Source organism: Streptomyces sp. NBC_01216 (assembly GCF_035994945.1).
GTDB lineage: Bacteria > Actinomycetota > Actinomycetes > Streptomycetales > Streptomycetaceae > Streptomyces.
The window spans coordinates 6,312,001-6,329,027 of sequence record NZ_CP108677.1 but is presented as its reverse complement, the minus strand read 5'-3'; the positions used below and the strand labels follow the sequence as shown (position 1 = coordinate 6,329,027).

General features: G+C 70.8%; 18 protein-coding genes. 11 read left to right on the top strand and 7 right to left on the bottom strand.

Annotated elements, in window-relative coordinates:
* Nucleotides 1–122: 122 nt before the first annotated feature.
* Nucleotides 123–1,454, bottom strand: coding sequence for an aminotransferase class I/II-fold pyridoxal phosphate-dependent enzyme (locus tag OG393_RS28475; RefSeq protein ID WP_327377540.1), 1,332 nt, complete (start codon nt 1,452–1,454; stop codon nt 123–125).
* A gap of 35 nt (nt 1,455–1,489) precedes the next feature.
* Between OG393_RS28475 and OG393_RS28470 the strand changes: the two genes are divergently transcribed.
* The gene (locus OG393_RS28470) at nt 1,490–2,152 is read left to right on the top strand and encodes a pyridoxamine 5'-phosphate oxidase family protein (RefSeq protein WP_327377539.1); all 663 of its coding nucleotides are present in this window, start codon (nt 1,490–1,492) and stop codon (nt 2,150–2,152) included.
* A 10-nt stretch (nt 2,153–2,162) separates the two neighbouring features.
* Nucleotides 2,163–2,807 (top strand): FMN-binding negative transcriptional regulator, encoded by a 645-nt coding sequence (locus OG393_RS28465; protein ID WP_327377538.1) that lies wholly within the window; start codon nt 2,163–2,165, stop codon nt 2,805–2,807.
* 272 nt (nt 2,808–3,079) lie between these two features.
* Here OG393_RS28465 and OG393_RS28460 read toward each other — a convergent pair whose 3' ends face one another.
* Together OG393_RS28460 and OG393_RS28455 are read right to left on the bottom strand one after the other, a co-directional pair.
* Nucleotides 3,080–4,069 carry an EamA family transporter gene (locus OG393_RS28460; protein ID WP_327377537.1) on the bottom strand — a complete coding sequence of 330 codons (990 nt, stop codon included), beginning with the start codon at nt 4,067–4,069 and terminating at the stop codon, nt 3,080–3,082.
* A 41-nt stretch (nt 4,070–4,110) separates the two neighbouring features.
* On the bottom strand, nt 4,111–4,731 hold the full coding sequence (locus tag OG393_RS28455) for a Clp protease N-terminal domain-containing protein (RefSeq protein WP_442817372.1): 621 nt from the start codon (nt 4,729–4,731) through the stop codon (nt 4,111–4,113).
* Nucleotides 4,732–4,936: 205 nt separating this feature from the next.
* Between OG393_RS28455 and OG393_RS28450 the strand changes: the two genes are divergently transcribed.
* Both OG393_RS28450 and OG393_RS28445 read left to right on the top strand, forming a co-directional pair.
* Complete coding sequence (locus OG393_RS28450) at nt 4,937–5,146, top strand: hypothetical protein (protein ID WP_327377536.1); 210 nt, start codon at nt 4,937–4,939, stop codon at nt 5,144–5,146.
* 86 nt (nt 5,147–5,232) lie between these two features.
* Complete coding sequence (locus OG393_RS28445; RefSeq protein ID WP_327377535.1) at nt 5,233–5,661, top strand: type II toxin-antitoxin system Rv0910 family toxin; 429 nt, start codon at nt 5,233–5,235, stop codon at nt 5,659–5,661.
* A 147-nt stretch (nt 5,662–5,808) separates the two neighbouring features.
* Here the strand turns inward: OG393_RS28445 and OG393_RS28440 are convergent, their stop codons facing one another.
* Nucleotides 5,809–6,420 carry a PadR family transcriptional regulator gene (locus OG393_RS28440; RefSeq protein ID WP_327377534.1) on the bottom strand — a complete coding sequence of 204 codons (612 nt, stop codon included), beginning with the start codon at nt 6,418–6,420 and terminating at the stop codon, nt 5,809–5,811.
* A gap of 329 nt (nt 6,421–6,749) precedes the next feature.
* Here OG393_RS28440 and OG393_RS28435 point away from each other — a divergent pair, with 329 nt between their 5' ends.
* From OG393_RS28435 to OG393_RS28420, 4 genes are all read left to right on the top strand, one after another.
* Nucleotides 6,750–7,469, top strand: a complete 720-nt coding sequence (locus tag OG393_RS28435) for a TnsA-like heteromeric transposase endonuclease subunit (RefSeq protein ID WP_327377533.1) — start codon at nt 6,750–6,752, stop codon at nt 7,467–7,469.
* Nucleotides 7,466–7,981, top strand: coding sequence for a hypothetical protein (locus OG393_RS28430; protein WP_327377532.1), 516 nt, complete (start codon nt 7,466–7,468; stop codon nt 7,979–7,981). Before OG393_RS28435 ends, OG393_RS28430 begins: the two co-directional genes overlap by 4 nt.
* A 121-nt stretch (nt 7,982–8,102) precedes the next feature.
* Nucleotides 8,103–9,569 (top strand): integrase catalytic domain-containing protein, encoded by a 1,467-nt coding sequence (locus tag OG393_RS28425; RefSeq protein WP_327377531.1) that lies wholly within the window; start codon nt 8,103–8,105, stop codon nt 9,567–9,569.
* Nucleotides 9,563–10,630 carry a TniB family NTP-binding protein gene (locus OG393_RS28420; RefSeq protein WP_327377530.1) on the top strand — a complete coding sequence of 356 codons (1,068 nt, stop codon included), beginning with the start codon at nt 9,563–9,565 and terminating at the stop codon, nt 10,628–10,630. Before OG393_RS28425 ends, OG393_RS28420 begins: the two co-directional genes overlap by 7 nt.
* A gap of 1,052 nt (nt 10,631–11,682) precedes the next feature.
* Here OG393_RS28420 and OG393_RS28415 read toward each other — a convergent pair.
* Nucleotides 11,683–12,270 carry an Imm21 family immunity protein gene (locus OG393_RS28415; RefSeq protein WP_327377529.1) on the bottom strand — a complete coding sequence of 196 codons (588 nt, stop codon included), beginning with the start codon at nt 12,268–12,270 and terminating at the stop codon, nt 11,683–11,685.
* A 671-nt stretch (nt 12,271–12,941) separates the two neighbouring features.
* On the opposite strand from OG393_RS28415, the gene OG393_RS28410 reads away from it, so the two are divergent.
* Both OG393_RS28410 and OG393_RS28405 read left to right on the top strand, forming a co-directional pair.
* Entirely contained in the window at nt 12,942–13,970 is a 1,029-nt protein-coding gene (locus OG393_RS28410) for an IS630 family transposase (protein ID WP_327377528.1), read from the top strand.
* Nucleotides 13,971–14,055: 85 nt separating this feature from the next.
* Entirely contained in the window at nt 14,056–14,256 is a 201-nt protein-coding gene (locus OG393_RS28405; RefSeq protein WP_327377527.1) for a hypothetical protein, read from the top strand.
* 345 nt (nt 14,257–14,601) lie between these two features.
* Here OG393_RS28405 and OG393_RS28400 read toward each other — a convergent pair whose 3' ends face one another.
* Nucleotides 14,602–14,931 carry a carboxymuconolactone decarboxylase family protein gene (locus tag OG393_RS28400; RefSeq protein WP_327377526.1) on the bottom strand — a complete coding sequence of 110 codons (330 nt, stop codon included), beginning with the start codon at nt 14,929–14,931 and terminating at the stop codon, nt 14,602–14,604.
* Between the two features lie 332 nt (nt 14,932–15,263).
* On the opposite strand from OG393_RS28400, the gene OG393_RS28395 reads away from it, so the two are divergent.
* On the top strand, nt 15,264–16,073 hold the full coding sequence (locus OG393_RS28395; protein WP_327377525.1) for a PhzF family phenazine biosynthesis protein: 810 nt from the start codon (nt 15,264–15,266) through the stop codon (nt 16,071–16,073).
* A gap of 77 nt (nt 16,074–16,150) precedes the next feature.
* On the opposite strand, the gene OG393_RS28390 is transcribed toward OG393_RS28395, so the two are convergent.
* Nucleotides 16,151–16,993, bottom strand: coding sequence for a CPBP family intramembrane glutamic endopeptidase (locus OG393_RS28390; protein WP_442817371.1), 843 nt, complete (start codon nt 16,991–16,993; stop codon nt 16,151–16,153).
* Nucleotides 16,994–17,027: the final 34 nt, after the last annotated feature.

Here is a 17,027-nt window from a genome sequence, read left to right as displayed (position 1 = left end):
GGGCTTGCCGCGGGGCCGGGCCCACGGCAGCCCGCGGGCCGCTGGTGCACCGCGTCCGGTGCGGGCTCGCCCGCGAACCGTGGCGATCAGAGCCTGTCGGGTGGCCTTCGGCCGACAGGCTCTCAGCCGTAGCTGCGGGCGGGTGCCGGTCCCACCGCGTCCGCGACCGCGTCGGCCAGCGGGTCGATGTCGGCCGCCGTCAGCCCCGAGACGGTCAGCCGTACGGCCGGTCCCGCGTCCATCCGGAAGCGGGCGCCCGGGGCCACCGCCCAGCCGGCGGCGAGCAGGCGGGTGACCGCGCCCGTCTCGTCGGCGACGGGCACCCAGACGTTCATGCCGCTGCGCCCGTGAGCCCGTACACCGCGCCGGGCGAGAGCCCGCACGAGACCGTCGCGGCGCTCACCGTAGGCACGTGCGACAACCGGTGTGTCCACCGCGCCCGTCGTCCACAGATGGGCGACGGCCCGCTGGAGCAGCCGGCTCACCCAGCCGGGACCGAGCCGCTGACGCCCGAGCACCCGGTCGACCGTCTCCGGGTCACCGGTGAACACGGCGAGGCGCAGGTCGGGCCCGTACGCCTTGGCGACCGAACGGACCATGACCCAGTGGCGGGTCGCCCCGGCCAGCGGATACAGCGGGAGGCCGACGATGCCGTGCCCGTGGTCGTCCTCGACGAGCAGCACGTCCGGGTGGGCGGTGAGCACCTCGCGCAGCGCGGCGGCACGCTCCGCGCCGATGGCAGCGCCCGTCGGGTTCTGCGCGCGGTCGGTGACGATCACGGCTCGGGCGCCCTCGCGCAGCACCCGCGCCACCGCCTCCGGCAGCGGCCCGTCGTCGTCCGTCGCGACCGGCACGGCGCGCAGGCCGAGCGCCGGCACGAGGTCGAGCAGACTCCCCCAGCCCGGGTCCTCGACCGCGACCACGTCCCCGGGCCGGAGACGGGCCGCGAGTACCCGCTCGATGGCGTCCAGCGAACCCGAGGTGACGCCGATCGGCCCGTCGGGCACTCCGTCCGCGTCCAGAGCGGCACGCGCGAGCCCTCCGAAGTCCGGGTCGAGGGGGGCCTCTCCGTACAGGCCGGGCCTCTCACGCTCCCGCCGCGCGGCCTCGGCGAGCGCCTCGCCCAGTGCGGGCAGCAGGGCCGGATCAGGGTTGCCCGTGCTGACGTCGCGCACGCCGACGGGTGCCTCGACCCGGATCGAGCCGCGCGCCGTGGTGGCGGGCTTCGCCCGCACCCGGCTGCCGCGCCGCCCGTCCGTCTCGATGACGCCCCGTTCGCGCAGGGTGCGGTACGCGGCGGCGACGGTGTTCGGGTTCACCCCCAGCCTGAGGGCCAACTCTCGCATGGGCGGCAGGAGTCGGCCCGGCTCCAGCGCACCGGCACCGACCCCTCGCTCCACACTCTCGGCGATCTCCGACGCACGACGGCCTTCGATCCGATATTCTCCTAGCACAAACATGATTATGCACTAGTGCAATGGAGAGCGCAATGACGGATTCCTACGAACCGACCGACCGGACGGTGCCCACGCGCTCCCGCGACCGCGCCTCGTACGACCGCGCCCTTGTGCACGCGATACTCGACGAGTCGTACGTCTGCCACCTCGGCTTCGTCCGCGACGGCGCCCCGGTCGTGCTGCCGACCCTCTACGGCCGGGTCGGCGAACGCCTCTACGTCCACGGGTCGACCGGCTCCCGACCGCTGCGCGCGGCGGGCCGGGGCGCCGAGGCCCCGGGGCTCCCCGTCTGCCTGACGGTGACCCACGTCGACGGCCTGGTCCTCGCCCGGTCGGCCTTCCACCACTCGATCAACTACCGCTCCGTCGTGGTCCACGGCACGGCCCACCAGGTCACCGACCCCGAGGAGCTACGGACCGCCCTCGACGCCCTGGTGGACCATGTCGTCCCGGGCCGCTCCGCCGACTCCCGGCCGGCGAACGCCAAGGAGCTCGCGGCCACCGCCGTGCTGCGCCTCGATCTCGACGAGGTGTCCGCCAAGGCCCGTACGGGCGGACCCAACGACGAACCTGAGGACCTCCCGCTGCCGTACTGGACCGGGGTGGTCCCCGTGCGGAAGACGTACGGCAGGCCGGTCCCGGCGGACGACCTCGCACCGTCCGTCGCCCTGCCCGACTACCTCTCCGCTCTCTGAGGGCCGGCTCATGCTGATCCATCCCTGGGACGCGGTCCGGGACGACGGGGAATGGCGGGACTGGCTGTCCCGCCGTGACTTCGGGGAACTCGCCGTCAACGGGCTGCCCGGCGAGCCGCCGTGGGTGCAGCCGATGCACTTCCGGTACGACGGCGAACACGGTCCGTTCGGGCGGGTCATCGCCCATCTCGCCCGGCCCAACCCCCTGTGGGACGCGCTGGACACCGACCCGGTGGTCCTGCTGAGCGTGGTCGGAGACGTCGCGTTCGTCCCCGGGCCGTGGGCCGCGCCCGAGGGGGCACCGGCCGAACACGGCACACCGACCTCCTTCTACACCGCCGTCCAGCTGTGCTGCACCGCGCACGTGGTCGACGACCCGGTCGAGAAGGCGGAGCTGCTGAACCTTCAGGTCGCCCGGTTCCAGCCCGGGGGCGGCACCGCCCCGGTCGTGCCGGGAGAGGGCCCCTTCGCGCGGCTCCTGCCCGGATTGCGCGTGCTGCGCCTCGACGTGACCGAGGTACGGGCCAAGTTCAAGTACGCCCACCACAAGCCCCGGGCGGTCCAGGACCGGATCGTCGAGGGTCTCGCCGGGCGACGGGCTCCGGGCGACCACGCCGCCCGGGAACACCAGCTGCGGCGCCGGACGACGCCCTGAGCGTACGGGCCGGGGCCGGCGTACCTCTCGTCCGGCGGGGCGGCCGTGCGGAGGCGGGTCTCCGAGAGTCCGCCTCCGCACGCCCCTTCGGTCCGCACACGGCGGGCCGCCGCACGGTACCGAAACGGTCGCCGGCGCGGACCACGGCCGACGCGGCGAGGCAGCGGACGCAGGCCGACGCGGTCGGCACGGCAGCGATGTACGCAGGGCCCGCTCGGACTGCCTGGGTCCTCACGTCCTCCGCGACGACGACCCACCCGCGTTCCGGCCGGTCAGCGCCGCGTGGCTCGGTCGGCGGGCGACGGAGCGTCCCCGGAGGCGGGCTCGGAACCGGCCACCGGACCGGGCAGCGACGCCTTGGGGGCCGAGGACTGGGCGATGAAGGCACCGGCCAGGACGATCGCGCCGCCGATGATCTGCGGCGCCGTCAGATGCTCGCCCAGCAGCACCCAGGCCAGTACGGTCGCCACCACCGCCTCCAGGCAGGCGACGACGCCGGCCACCTGGGGCGAGAGCCGGCGCACCGAGACGACTCCGGTGACGTAGGCGAGGACCGTGGCGACGAGGATGATCCAGGCGAGCAGCACCCAGGCGGGTACCTGGCCGCCGTTCATGCCGGCGTCGCCGCCGAGGACGGACCAGCGCATGCCCCAGGGGCGGGCGACCACGGTGAGGACGAGCGCGCCGATGAGCAGCCCGTACGCGATGACGCCCAGCGGATCGGCCGGGTCGGACTCGTCGCCGCCGTGGTCGGAGAGGACGAAGTAGCCGACCTGGCAGCAGGCGGCGGCGAGGGCCAGGAGCAGGCCGAACAGATCGAAACCGAGGCCGGACCAGACCTGCACCACGCAGGCCAGACCGCCGACGGCCAGGACGACACCGAGTGCGGCGGCGCGGGTCACCGGCCGGCGCTGGACGAAGCGCACCCAGCCGAGGACCAGGGCCGGGGCGAGGTACTCGATGAGCAGGGCGACACCGACGGGGATGCGGGAGATCGCGGCGAAGTAGCATGCCTGGACCCCCGCGACGGCGAGCAGCCCGAAGCCCGCGAGCAGGGCGGGCCGGCCGCGCAGCAGGGACCGGTGTCGCCAGGCCACCGGAAGCATGACGAGGGCGGCGCCCGCCACCCTGAGCCACACCACGTGCAGCGGGTCGAGACCCGCCTCGATGAGCGGCTTCGCCGCCACACCTGAACCACCGAATGCGAAGGCCGAGGCCAGGGCGAGTCCCAGGCCGGCGCTTCTCCCCTGAGACGCGTGCATCGCGCCATCATGACAGGGCGACGTCAGGCGTGTAACCCCTGTTACGCCTGTTGAGACGGCTCCCCGATCCGGGCTGTGAGGGAGGCGGTGTCGACGCCCGCCCGGCGGAGCACCTCGGCGCCCCGGCAGCCGGGCGCGGCGGAGATCGCGGCGAAGAGATCGAGGCCGCGGGGGTGCGCCTCACCGCGCCGCACGGCGCGTTCGCGGGCCGCGTCCAGGGCGGCGAGCGCGGCCGGCGACCAACCGGACGGGGCGGAAGCCGGTGTCCGGTCCGGCACCCCGGGTGTCCCCGCCCGTACGGGCAGCCGGGCGGCGCGGTCGCCTCCGGCCCCCTCGACGGCGCGCTGCCAGCGCAGTCCGTAGCCGATCGAACGCTGGACGAGATAGCCGAGTACCCGCGCCAGTCTGCGGCTGTCCGCGAAGGAGGCGCGGACATCGGGGTCGGATTCGAGGAGGGAGTGGAGCAGGTGCGCGGTGTCGATCTGCCGGTCGCCGGCGCGCAGTGCCCGGCGGTGTGCGCCCAGGGCGACCGTCGCGAGCGCGGGCGTCAGTCCGGCCGCTATCTCCGCACGCCGGCCCGTCCGACGACGGGCCGTGGGCTGCCGGGAGAGGGACGCCCGAACCGCGGGCTGCCGGGGGACGAGCGGGACGGGACTGTGCACCCTTCCATCTCAGCAGGCTCCGGCGGCCGGGGCATCACCGGTGAGGAGCATGTCCGCATCCCACCGGAGTCGGGCACGAAAGGGCGGTTCCTCCTCCTTGAGGAGGAGATCGCGGAGATCGCGTGCACCGGCATCCGGCGGCGCGCGGCGCCTCGCGGCGCGCCCCGTACGCAACCACCACCCCCTCTCGTCACGTCTTCCCCCTGTGTTCTGGATGGTCGCCCTCCCGGCTCTCGACGGGCGGCAGTACGTCTACCGGGTGTACGCGCCCCGGGACGCGCTGCCGGCCGATCTCTTCTGGGCCGCGTTCCACTGCCACGACGAGAGCGGAGGCCCCCGGGCCTCCGACCGGTTCGACGCGGCGCGGATCTGGTGGATCGGGGAAACGGAAGAGCTGACGGTTCATCAGCATTGAATGTTCACGGCAATGCGGCTACGTTCCGTCGGCACCGAGGACCCGTGAGGACACGCGAACGCGTGAACGTGCGAAGGGGTGGTCACATGGCCGAAGTCAGCGCGGAGGCACGGATCGAAGCACCGGCCGGCAGGGTCTGGGCACAGCTGACCGACTTCACCGCGTACGGGGAGTGGAACGCCACCCACACGAGCTTCCCGGACGGCGGGCCCGCCACGCTCGAGGCAGGCGCCACCTTCGCCGAGAACATGAAGCTGATGGGCTTCCCCGCCGAGATCACCTGGACCGTCGAGGAGCTGGAGTCCGCGCGGGTTCTGGCCATCCGGGGCAGGGGCCCCATGGGGGTCGTCGTCGGCACGCGCTACTCGCTGGCGCCGGACGGGGACGCCACGACACTCCGGATCGAGGGAGAGTTCACCGGCGCCGCCGTCTCGCTGATGGCGGGCAGACTGAGGGACTCGGCGACCGCGGCCCTGAACGAGTCGCTGCGTCGGCTCGCCGGACTGGTCGCCTGACGAGGCACTCCTCCCCCACAGCCCCGGACGGCGCCCGGTGGCCCCCTGGTGCCGGCATCGGCGCGCCGGGCCGTCGGCGGTCCGGCGCACCTTCGGTTCGTCACCACGGCACGCCGGCCCCCGGGGACCGTTCGGCCGGCGTGGACCTCAGCGCTCGTCGGCCAGGATCAGATACAGCTTCTTGCGCGCCTCGTTGATCACCTCGACGGCCTTCTGCCGCTGCTCGGCGCTCCCGGTCTTCCAGACCTGCCCGAACGCCTCCATCAGCCCGAAGCCGGCCTGCCGGATCTCGTTCACGGCCTCCCAGTCGACGCCGCGACCGGCCTCCTCCCACGGCGCGTCCGGCCCCGACTCGGCCTCGGCGCGACCGGTGTCGGTGAGCGTGAACAACTTCTTGCCGCCCTCGCTGGCACTGACGATCAGGCCCTCGTCCTCGAGGAGCTGGAGCGTCGGATAGACGGAACCGGGACTGGGCTTCCAGGCCCCGCCACTCCGCTCGCCGATCTCCTGGATCATCTCGTAGCCGTGCATCGGGCGATCCCTGAGCAGCGCCAGGATCGAGGCGCGCACATCCCCGCGCCGCGCCCTGCCCCGACCTCCGCCGCCGTGACCGCGCCCACCCGGGAAGGGGCCTCCCCGGAACGGCCCACCACCGAATCCCGGCCCGAAGGGACCGAAAGCCGCACGCCGCCCCTCGAAGTCACCGCGAGGGCCGGGTCCGCAGTAGCCATGCCCGTGTTCGTGTCCATGTGAACGCATCGCAACGCTCCTTCCGTCGGACATACATCGACGAACAGTACCGATACCTCAACGATATATCGGTACTGTTGGTTTGCCAAACCCTTCCGAACGGGTCGGCGTGTCCTGCCTTCGTCGACCTGGCCCCTGTCTCAGGTGATCTGGTCCGGTTCGTTTGTGGTCTCAGGTGATCTGGTTCTCACGGTGTACGGAACGGGTGGTCGCTCGATGGGGTGATGGCTTGTGGCTCCGGGGCATGGCCGCGTTTCGGGTGGCCGAAGCTGACAGCGAGGGCATCGAGGGAGGTGGCCGTGAGCGAGCCGGTGAGGTCGGGGTCCGCCTGGGAGTACGTGTCGGACGTGCAGGTGGGTTTCGTCGGCGTCGACGGGGTCGGACGGCTGGGATCACTGGCCCGCTGCTGGGACGAGCCCTTCGAGCGTGCTGCCCCGGTCCGGAGGTTCATCGCGTTCGAGGGGCAGAAGAACTTCACGGGTGAGTACCGGGCGGCGTCCTCGCGTGACCTGGTGGGTTACGAGTCGTGGGTCGAGCGGGATGCCGCGATGGCTCTGGACTTCGACCCTGCGGTGGTGGCCTTGGCCTCGCAGCCGTTCTGCCTGTCCTGGTGGGATGGCGATCGGGATCGTCAGCACACTCCGGACTACTTCGCTCGGCTGGCCGATGGCACCGGTGTGGCGGTCGATGTCCGGCCGGAGGGTCTCGTCGATGAGGAAGCCGCTGAGGTCTTCGCGTTCACCGCGGGGGTCTGCGCAACGGTGGGGTGGCAGTTTCGGCTGGTCGGGGACTTGGACCAGACGTTCCGGACGAACTTGCGGTGGCTGGCGCGCTATCGCCACCTGCGCTGCCACCGGGCCTCGGTGGCGGATGCCCTGCGGGAGGTGTTCGCCGAGCCTCAGCTGCTGTTCACCGGTGCTGACCGGGTCGGGGACAAGTATGCGGTGCTGCCGGCGCTCTACCACCTGCTCTGGCGGAACGAGCTGACGGCGGATCTGGTCTCGGCTCCGCTGGACGCCGGGACGGTCGTCGGCCTGGCGGCGGGGAGGGCGTCGTGAGGTCTGCGCGTCCGGGACGGTTGCGGCTGGGTGACCGGGTCAGGTTCGAGGAGGGTACGTACACGGTTGTCGCGCTCACCGGGATGCGGGTCCGCCTGGCCGACGTCCACGGCACGGGCATGCTGGTCGACCAGGTTCATCTCCAAGGGGCTGAGGACTTCGCCGTCCTGGGCACCGCAGAGCGGGCCACGCTGGGCTCGGCCGCGCTGCTGGACCATCTCCCGGAGGAGGCCGCGAAGCGGGCGTTGTGGTGGCAGCACCACTTGATCGAGATCCTGACCGGGCTGCCGCCGGACGCTCCGGCGGGGGCTCTGCCCCGGCCCGAATACGACCCGGCCCGCCGGTCGCTGGCGGAACGCGAGCGGGCCGAAGGCCGCGGAACTGGCCGCGCGGGGCGAGGAGGTCAGTGCACGGACGGTCAAGCGCAAGCGGCAGCGTTACGAGGCCGGCGGGGTCGCCGCGGTGGCGGACCGCCGTCTCGCTCCGCACGCGTCGCTGCTGGGCAGGGCTGATCCTCGGGTGGTGGCGGCAATGCGTCAGGCCATTGCCGAGAGTGTCCCGGCGTCCACTCGCACGATCGAGTAAGCGCGTTGGCGGACCGGCCGCATCCTGGCTGCCGAGCACGGCGAGGACGTGGTGGAGATGCCGTCGCGGGCGACGTTCTACCGCCTGTTCGCGAAGCTGTCCGGCGGCATCCCGGTGACCGGGTCGGCCCGCACTCGCCAGTCGCTGGCCAACCAGCCGGAGGGGCCGTTCCGTTACGAGCAGGTCGCGGCGCCGGGCGAGTTGATGCAGATCGACTCCACCCCGCTGGACGTGCTGGTGCGGCTGGATGAGGGGGTGCCCGGCAGGGTCGAGCTCTGCGGCCTGGTCGATGTCGCCACCCGCACCATCACCGCCGCGGTCGTGCGGCCGACCACCAAGTCGGTGGACGCTTCGCTGCTGCTGGCCCGTGCTCTGACCCCGGAGCCGATGCGGCCGGGGTGGTCGGACGCACTGAGGATGTCCCGTTCGGTCCTGCCGCATCGCAGGCTGCTGTCCTTGGACGAACGGTTGGAGCACGCGGCGGCCCGGCCGGTGATCATTCCGGAAACCATCGTCTGCGACCGGGGCAAGGCATTCATCTCGGAGAACTTCCGGTCCGCCTGCCGGACTCTGGAGATCAACTTCCAGCCCTGCCACCCACGCTCGCCCGCGGAGAAGCCGCACATCGAGCGGACGCTCGAATCGGTGGCCACGATGTTCTGCCAGTTCCTCCCCGGCTACCTGGGCCGCACGGCCGAACACCGCGGACGGAACGTCGAGGACGAGCCGTTGTGGTCGATGCTGGAGATCCAGGAACTCCTGGACGAATGGCTCATCGCGAAGTGGCAGAACAGGCCGCACGACGGGCTGCGGGACCCCGGCAGTCCCGGCCGCACCTTCACGCCGAACCAGAAGTACGCCAGCCTGCTCGAGAGCGCCGGCTACGTTCCCCTGGCCCTGACGGGGGACGACTACGTCGAACTGCTGCCCGCGACCTGGCGGGCGGTCAACTCTTACGGCATCAAGATCAGCCACCGCATCTACGACTGCGCGGGCCTGGGCCCCTTCCGGCGCCAGCCCTCCGGGGTCGCCCGCAAGAAGAACTTGTGGGAGATCCACCGCGACCCTTACGACGCCAACTGGATCTGGGTCCGCAACCACTGGGAGGGGGGCTGGGTCCCCGTCCCCTGGAAACACCTCGGCACTGTCCCGCAGCCGTTCGGGGATCTGGCCTGGGACCATGCCGCGGCCGACCTGCGTCAGCAGGGCGAAAGCGATCCCACCGAGGAACAGATCGCCCAGGCCGTGTCCGAGCTTCTGATCAGGGCTAACCAGGGTCCCGAGGGCGGCGGGAAGAAGCGGCTGTCCCGGCGCGACCGGCGAGTCGCCGCCCGGACCAAGGCCGGCGCCAAAGGCAACGGTCCCCGGCCGCCGAAGCCCGAACCGGTGCCGGCCGCGGCAGACAACGTGCTGTCTCACGACGACGAGGAAGCAGACACGCAGGACGAGCCGGTCGCGAAGGTCATTCCGCTCGACGTCTTCGACCCCTTCAAGGAGGCGGACAAGCGATGGTGACCGCAGCTGGACCCGCGTTCGGACAGCTGCCGCCATCCGGCCTGCAGGCCGGATGGCGGCGGGCCCTGGACCAGGAAGAACTGCACAGCTACCTCACCACCCTGGAGGGCTGGCGGGAGTTCACCACTCAAGATCCAGCCCCGCCGGACCTGCTGCCCGCCGACGTCCTCGCCGAACTGGGGCCGGACGAGCGCCAGGACTACGACGACGCCCGCCTCGACTACCACACCAGAATGACGGTGGCGGCGACCTCCACCTTGCGGACCGTCGTTCATACCGGCCGACGGTTGACCCTGCTCAACCGTCACGCGATCAGTGCCCGCCGGGGCATGATCCTGTCCGGCCCGGCCGGCACCGGCAAGACCACCGCTCTGACCCAGTTCGGCAAGACCATCGAAGCCATCGACCGGCGTCAGCACCCCGGCGTCGGCGGTCGCATCCCCGTTGTCTACGTCACCGTCCCGCCCGCCGCGACCTCGCGCATGTTGGCCGTGGAGTTCGCCCGCTTCCTCGGCCTGCCGGTCACCGTCCGCGCCAACATCACCGACGTCATCGAGGCTGTCTGCGGGGTCCTGATCGACGCGCGGGTCACCGTGGTCTGTGTCGACGAGCTGCACAATCTCTCCCTTGCGACCCGCAGCGGAGCCGAGGTCTCCGACACCCTGAAGTACTTCTCCGAGCGCATCCCGGCCACGTTCGTCTATGCCGGAGTCGACCTGGAGGCGAAGGGGCTGTTCAACGGCACCCGGGGACGGCAGATCGCGGGCCGGTTCGGAGTCATCGAAACGGTCGCGTTCCCCCGCACCGAGGAGTGGACCGGCCTGGTCACCACCCTCGAAGAAGCTCTGCGGCTGCACCATCACCGGCCAGGAACCCTGGAAGGGCTGGCCCACTACCTCCACGACCGCACCGGCGGCATGATCGGCTCGCTGTCCCACCTCATCCGCGGGGCCGCTCTCGACGCCATCCTGGACGGCACCGAGAAGATCACCCGCAAGTCCCTGCAGAACGTGAAACTCGACCGCGCGGCCGAGACCCGGAAGTCCAAGCCGGCCTCATGAGCAGCATCGAAAGCGGCGTGATCAGCGGGAACATCCGCCCGTTGCCCGTCCAGGTCCGCCCGCGAAGCGGCGAAGGAGCCCGGTCGTTCATCGTCCGCCTCGCCCATGCCAACCACCTGATCCCGGGCTATCTGCGGATGTTTCTCTGCGAACCGCCGGATCATCGAGGCATCCCGAGCTGGTCACGGCTGGCGGCCGTCACGGGCCGTGATCCAGACTTCCTGCGGATCACGCTGGAGACCCGGCACTGCCTGGAGTGCGGCGCCGCCATGCCGCCCCTCGGCATCCTCGGACGTCAAGCACTGCGTTGTTCGCAGGCTTGCCGCCAGAAGGCATACCGCAGACGCCACCCACTCAGCGAGTGGCTGCGAGTGTCCTGCAGTCAGTGCGGCGAGATCATGCGGATCCGACCCGGACAGCGCCGTCACCTGTGCTCATCACGCTGCCGTCGGGACGCCTATCTTGAAGGACAACGACGTCGCCAAGAACGATCCGCCCAGACCGAAGACGCCGAACCATCCCCGTGTCCCATCTGCGAACGTCCCCTGCCGCCCGGAAAACCCTCTTCGAGACGGAGAACGTGTTCCCAACGGTGTCGCCAGCGGGCATACCGCTGGCGAAATGCACCACCGCCTCACCCAGTTACCTCCCTGGCTGAAGGAGCAGAACTGTCGTCGCCGTCCCCATCGCTGAGGCTCTGCGAGGTCTGCTCGGCTCCACTGCCCCTCGGCCCTAACCAGGCACAGCGGCGAACCTGCTCTCACCGCTGTCGCCAGCAGGCATACCGAAGGCGCGTGAGTCCGGCCCAAGATCGTTCTCAGCCAGCAGCATCGCTGCCTCCGCCGAAACCCCTCTCCGAGGGCCCTACTTCCACCCCAGAGCGTGTCAACCTGCACAGTCTGCAAGGGGCTCCTCCCAGCATGCCTCGGCCAGGCCAGACGCCGCACCTGTTCTCACCGTTGTCGCCAGAGGGCCTACCGCGAACGTCTGTCCTGCGACACCAAACTTTCAGCACGTGCCATCGAAGTATGAGTGGCGCGGGGTGCCAGCCTTCAGACCGAGCCATCCTCGGCAACAAGCTGCACCACGCCGACCCATGCGAACTCGTTCTTCGTATGGACAGCGCGGACCCTCCACCGGCCTGCCGGAAGCTGCACGGGAGCCTGTTCCGGCCGGCCACCACCGGGATACTCCACTCCGAGATCCGCGCCGGCCACGGCCGAGTCCATCAGCACCGCCGGGCCATCAATGGCCCACAGACCGCTGTCCTCCCACGGAGTGTCCGGGTCGGCCACGACCGCATCCACCCCGGCGAGCAATTCTTCCTCCGAATCCGCAGCCAGCCATCGCACGAAGAGCAACTCCTCTGGTAAAAAGCACGTCATTGCAGGTTCATCGGCCAGGACAAGCGCAGTGGCAGCCTTCGCGCGCACAGTGATCACGCCAGCCCAGTCGTCGACCTCGCAAGCTCGGTCATAATCATCACGGCCACCGTCGTCGCCCAGGACGGATCCATCCTCCGTGCACCCGCCCCATGCGCCAATGCAGGACTCGGGGACCACGATCAACGGACCGCCCATCGAGCTGACCCAGGCCAGCTCAGCACGGTCGCTGCGATCAGATTCAAGGGCATCATTCATGCGCGCAGTCTGCCGCTTGCCACTGACACCGGACAGCGGCCGGGCGGACCCTCTCGAGGACAGCCGGCCGAACTTCGGTATCCCACGGCAACATCGGTCGATTCGCTGCATCTGGACCACATCGGCTGAGATTTTCGACTCCTCCTCATCTCAATGCATCTGGTCGCCGCAGGTCACAGGGATAGTCGGGAACCAGATCATTTGCGACGGGTCAGCGGTTGACCTGTCTCAACGAAGGTGCTCGGATCCAGCTTCGTCTCAGCGAATGTGCTGTGTCGGCTGTTCGTCTCGGTGAATCTGCTCTGTCGAGCGATTCTGGGTGACGCAGTCTCAGACCCGCACCAGCACCTTGACCTGCGGATCCTTGTTGGGGTGACGGTGGTGACGCACTTTCCGCCCATTCCTCTGCTCAGTCTTGCCCCCTGTCTGGAAGCTCAGAGAGACGCACGGATAGAACGCCGTCATGACGTACCGATTCACCGCCCGCGCCGCCAGAACCGAGATCGACCCCGACGGCTACTTCACTGAAGCAGCGCTTGCCGAGCGAGAGCATGGCAGCGGCTTCATCCTGATGTTCATGGCGGGTGAGGACGATCCTGACGACCAGGAGATATTGAGCCGAAACTCATCGGTTGCCTGGTCGTTGATCGGGTGTGATCGAGGGTGGGGATATGCGTCGGCTGTCGCCGGATGCGCAGGAGGATCTTCGGCTGCGGGTGGTTGCGGCGCTGGAGTCGGGGCGGGTGGCGACGTACGGCCGGGCCGCGGAGATGTTCGGCGTGTCCGAAAGGTCGGTGGGCACCTGGTGGCGGGCCTTCAAGGCTGGTGGCAGGCCGGCGCTGCTGGCGGCGGAGCGTGAATCGCGGGCGGGGAAAGGCGAGTTGCTCGATAGCTGCGCACGCGGTGCGGTGTTGCGGGCGATGCGGGACTACACCCCGGCCGACCTGGGGCAGAGCGGGGTGATGTGGACCCGTGCCTCGACGAGAGCCTTGATCCGGCTGGTGTGTGGGGTGTCGATGACGGAACAGGGGGTGGGCAAATGGCTGCGTCGGCATGGCTTCACGCCGCAGCGTCCCGCCCGCCGCTCCTACCGGCAGCAGCCCGCACAGGTGCGGGCCTGGCTGGAGGAGGAGTACCCGGCGATCGCCGCACGGGCCCGACGGGAGAAGGCCGAGCTGGTCTGGGCCGACCAGTGCGGCCTGCGGTCCGACACCGCTCCGCCCGGACGCTCCTGGGCCCCCGCCGGGCACACCCCGATCGTGCGGGTCAACGGCCGCCGCTTCAGGGTCAACATCATGTCCGCGGTCGCTTCGCGGGGCGCGCTGTGGTTCACCGTCTTCCCCGGCAAGTTCACCGCGAAGGTGTTCTGCGCGTTCCTCGACCGCCTCGCCGCGCAGGCCCGCCGCAAGGTTCATGTCATCGTCGACCGGCACCCGGTCCATCGCAGCAAGGCCGTCAAGGAGTGGCTCGTCGAGAACGCCGAGCGGATCGAGCTGCACCTGATGCCCGGCTACAGCCCTGAACTCAACCCCGACGAGCTGCTGAACGCCGACCTCAAACACCACATCCACGCGGCCCGCGCCACCTCGATCGACGACCTCGCCCGCGAAACCCGGCGCTTCCTACACCGCCGACAGCGCCAACCCCACATCGTGTCCGGCTACTTCCACGGCCGCCACGTCCGCTACACGATCCAGTAGGAAACCCATCAGTTTCGGCTCAATAGCTCTGGGGATGGACACGCACTGCCTGGTCACAGCCGGCCAGGGGACCGCATACGGATGTGTGCGTGAAGCCGTTCTGACGGGCAACGTCCTCCACGTCTCACTGGACCCCGACGCTCTGGAAGACCTGCGATTGGATGACAGCGAGATCGAGGCCGTCATCGACGCACCAGCCGAAGACGTCGTCCAGTTCCGCGAAGTACTCGCGCAGGTGCTCAACTACGGGCGCGCGGACGCTGTGCCGAGCCGCCTCGCCATCTGAGCCGCTGTCCCGCCGACTGCCCAGGCATGAAGGCGGGTGCCGCGCCGGCGGCTGACCGGGCGTAGCGGGGCCCCGGCCGGCGGATGCGCCCAACTCGCCCCGGTTCGGACCCGTCCCGGCCGCCGGAGGCCGGCATCCGGTATCCCGGGCTGGCAGCGTCGTCCCACACCTCGAAGGGAACCTCCCATGCGCCCTCGCCGTCGCCCCGTCCGGCACGCTCGCCGAGGACGGCGCGGTCACCCTCTAAGAGGTCCCGTGCGATCCGTCATGGCGACCCTGCCGCGGGCCGGGCCCCGTCTTCGCGACCGCTCGGCGGGCGTCCGGGGACGAGCGCGGACTGTACTCCTACGATCCTTCGGCTTCGTTCTCCGCCTCCGCGACGGCGATGGCGATGCCGAGGGCCGCGGCAATGTTGCCCGCCGCCGTCATGACGCGGGCCGTTCCCACGATCGGGGCGATGGCGACCAGGACGTCCTGGAGCCGTTCGGCGGTCAGATCGGCCTGCATGGCCGGTTCGATGTGGGCGGCGTAGGAGATGGGCGGCGCGTCGGAGGCGGCGAGCGCGGCGATGCGGGTGAGGATGAGCATGTCCGCGGGCAGCCCGCACCGTTCGATCGAGTCGACGGTCATGGCGGCGAGGGTGTCCAGGACGGGGGTTTCGGAGGCGGTGGCCATGGCGATGTACCTTTCCGATGTCGCGGGGTGGCGGACGCGGGACAGGGACGGACGGCAACGGGTCCGCGGGTGTCGAGCGCCCTACCTCTCCACCGTAGGAGCCCTCCGCGTGAACCGCGCTGCGAGCCGGCAGTGGCCCGCCGGGCGCGACCGAACGCCCGGAGCCGGCGTCACGTCGAAGCCACCGGAACGGACCGGAACACCCGTGACGTGCCTGCGTCACCGCCGCCCGGCACGGGCGAACGGCCGGGGAAGGCCGACGCGGCCGACCGGTCCAGTCACCTCCGATTGGCCTTGGTCCGGCGCTCCGCGCACCCGGTACGGTCCCTGACATGCGGATTCGAATCGTCGACGCCTTCACCGACCGTCCCTTCTCCGGCAACCCGGCCGGAGTCCTGATCCTGGACTCCTTCCCGGACGACCGCTGGCTCCAGTCGGTGGCAGCGGAGGTCAACCTCTCCGAGACCGCCTTCGCCCATCCGCTCCCCGCCGACGGCGAGGCCGACTGGGCACTGCGCTGGTTCACCCCGACCACCGAGGTCGACATGTGCGGCCACGCCACCCTCGCCACGGCACACGTCCTCCACAGCGCCGGAGAGACCCACGGGACGGTCCGGTTCGCGGCCCGTTGCGGCATCCTCAGCGCCACGCCCGAGGAGGACGGCGCCGTCACCCTCGACTTCCCGACCTCGCCGCTGACCGCCGTTCCGGTCCCGGACGGTCTGGAGAAGGCCCTGGGGGCGGCGGTCGTCTCCGTCCACGACACGGGCGCGCACGTGGGCGACCTGCTCGTCGAGCTGCCGGACGAGGCGGCCGTGCGGTCCCTGGCACCCGATGTGGCGGCCCTCACCCACCTCTCCGGGCGGGGCGTCATCGTCACCGCGGCCGCCGCGCGGCCCGCGCACGGCTACGACTTCGTATCGCGGGGATTCTTCCCCGCGGTGGGCATCGACGAGGACCCGGTCACCGGCAGCGCGCACACCGCACTCGCCCCCTTCTGGTCCGCGCGCTTCGGCCGAGAGGACCTGACCGGCTTCCAGGGCGGCGCGCGCACCGGCGTCGTGCGCACGCGCCTGCGTGGCGACCGCACCCTGCTGACCGGCCGCGCGGTCACCGTCGTCGACGGCGAACTGAACGCCTGACCGGTCCCGGACGTCACGAGGGGCGTAGGGCGGCCGGAGACCGGCACGCCGTACGCCCCTCGGCTCGGGCCCGCCGCCTACCCGGTGGGCAGCCAGCCGACCTTCCCGGCGAGCAGGCCGTACCCGACGAAGGCGACGACGTCCAGCAGCGCGTGCGCCGCCACCAGCGGACCGACGCGTCCCCAGCGCCGGTAGAGCCACACGAAGACGACGCCCATGACCATGTTGCCGACGAACCCGCCGATGCCCTGGTACAGGTGGTACGAGCCGCGCAGCACCGCGCTCGCCAGTAGCGCGGCCGTCGGAGTCCAGCCCAACTGGCCCAGTCTGCGCAGCAGATAGCCGACGACGACGACCTCCTCGAGTACGGCGTTCTGGAGCGCCGAGAGGATGAGCACCGGATACTTCCACCAGACGTCCGGCAGCGCCTCCGGCACGACGGTCAGGTTGAACCCGGCGGCCCGCGCGCCCAGATAGAACGCGAGCCCGGCGCCGCCGATCCCGGCGGCGACCAGCGCCCCCCGTCCCAGATCGGGCCACGGCCTGGTCCGGTCGAAGCCGATCGCACGCATCCCGGCACCTTCGCGCATCAGCAGGTGCGCGACGAGGACGACCGGCACCAGAGCGGACGCGATGCCGAACAACTGCCAGGCGAGGTCGAGCCAGGGCCGGCCGGGCGCGTACGAGCCGTTGAGCGTGGCCGCCTGCTCCTTGAGTCCACCGGGCTTGGTCAGTGATCCGATGAAGCTGATGCAGGCCGACACCCCGCTCGCCCCGAGGGACAGCGCCAGCACGATGGCCGTCTCGGACCGCAGCACGGCGCGCGGTAGCCCTTCGGGAGGAAACGAACCGGCCACCGCTCGTTGATCCGACACCACACCTGTCTCCACTTCCCCATCGCGTACGGGTACGGAGATCATGCGCGACGGTCCCCCGCGGACGCCATTCCCGTGG

Coding starts and splice junctions, on each gene's coding strand:
- OG393_RS28470 (WP_327377539.1), top strand. CDS start 1,490: ATGACGGATTCCTACGAACCGACCGACCGGACGGTGCCCACGCGCTCC.
- OG393_RS28465 (WP_327377538.1), top strand. CDS start 2,163: ATGCTGATCCATCCCTGGGACGCGGTCCGGGACGACGGGGAATGGCGG.
- OG393_RS28460 (WP_327377537.1), bottom strand. CDS start 4,069: ATGCACGCGTCTCAGGGGAGAAGCGCCGGCCTGGGACTCGCCCTGGCC.
- OG393_RS28445 (WP_327377535.1), top strand. CDS start 5,233: ATGGCCGAAGTCAGCGCGGAGGCACGGATCGAAGCACCGGCCGGCAGG.
- OG393_RS28440 (WP_327377534.1), bottom strand. CDS start 6,420: ATGCGTTCACATGGACACGAACACGGGCATGGCTACTGCGGACCCGGC.
- OG393_RS28420 (WP_327377530.1), top strand. CDS start 9,563: ATGGTGACCGCAGCTGGACCCGCGTTCGGACAGCTGCCGCCATCCGGC.
- OG393_RS28415 (WP_327377529.1), bottom strand. CDS start 12,270: ATGAATGATGCCCTTGAATCTGATCGCAGCGACCGTGCTGAGCTGGCC.
- OG393_RS28410 (WP_327377528.1), top strand. CDS start 12,942: ATGCGTCGGCTGTCGCCGGATGCGCAGGAGGATCTTCGGCTGCGGGTG.
- OG393_RS28400 (WP_327377526.1), bottom strand. CDS start 14,931: ATGGCCACCGCCTCCGAAACCCCCGTCCTGGACACCCTCGCCGCCATG.
- OG393_RS28395 (WP_327377525.1), top strand. CDS start 15,264: ATGCGGATTCGAATCGTCGACGCCTTCACCGACCGTCCCTTCTCCGGC.
- OG393_RS28390 (WP_442817371.1), bottom strand. CDS start 16,993: ATGATCTCCGTACCCGTACGCGATGGGGAAGTGGAGACAGGTGTGGTG.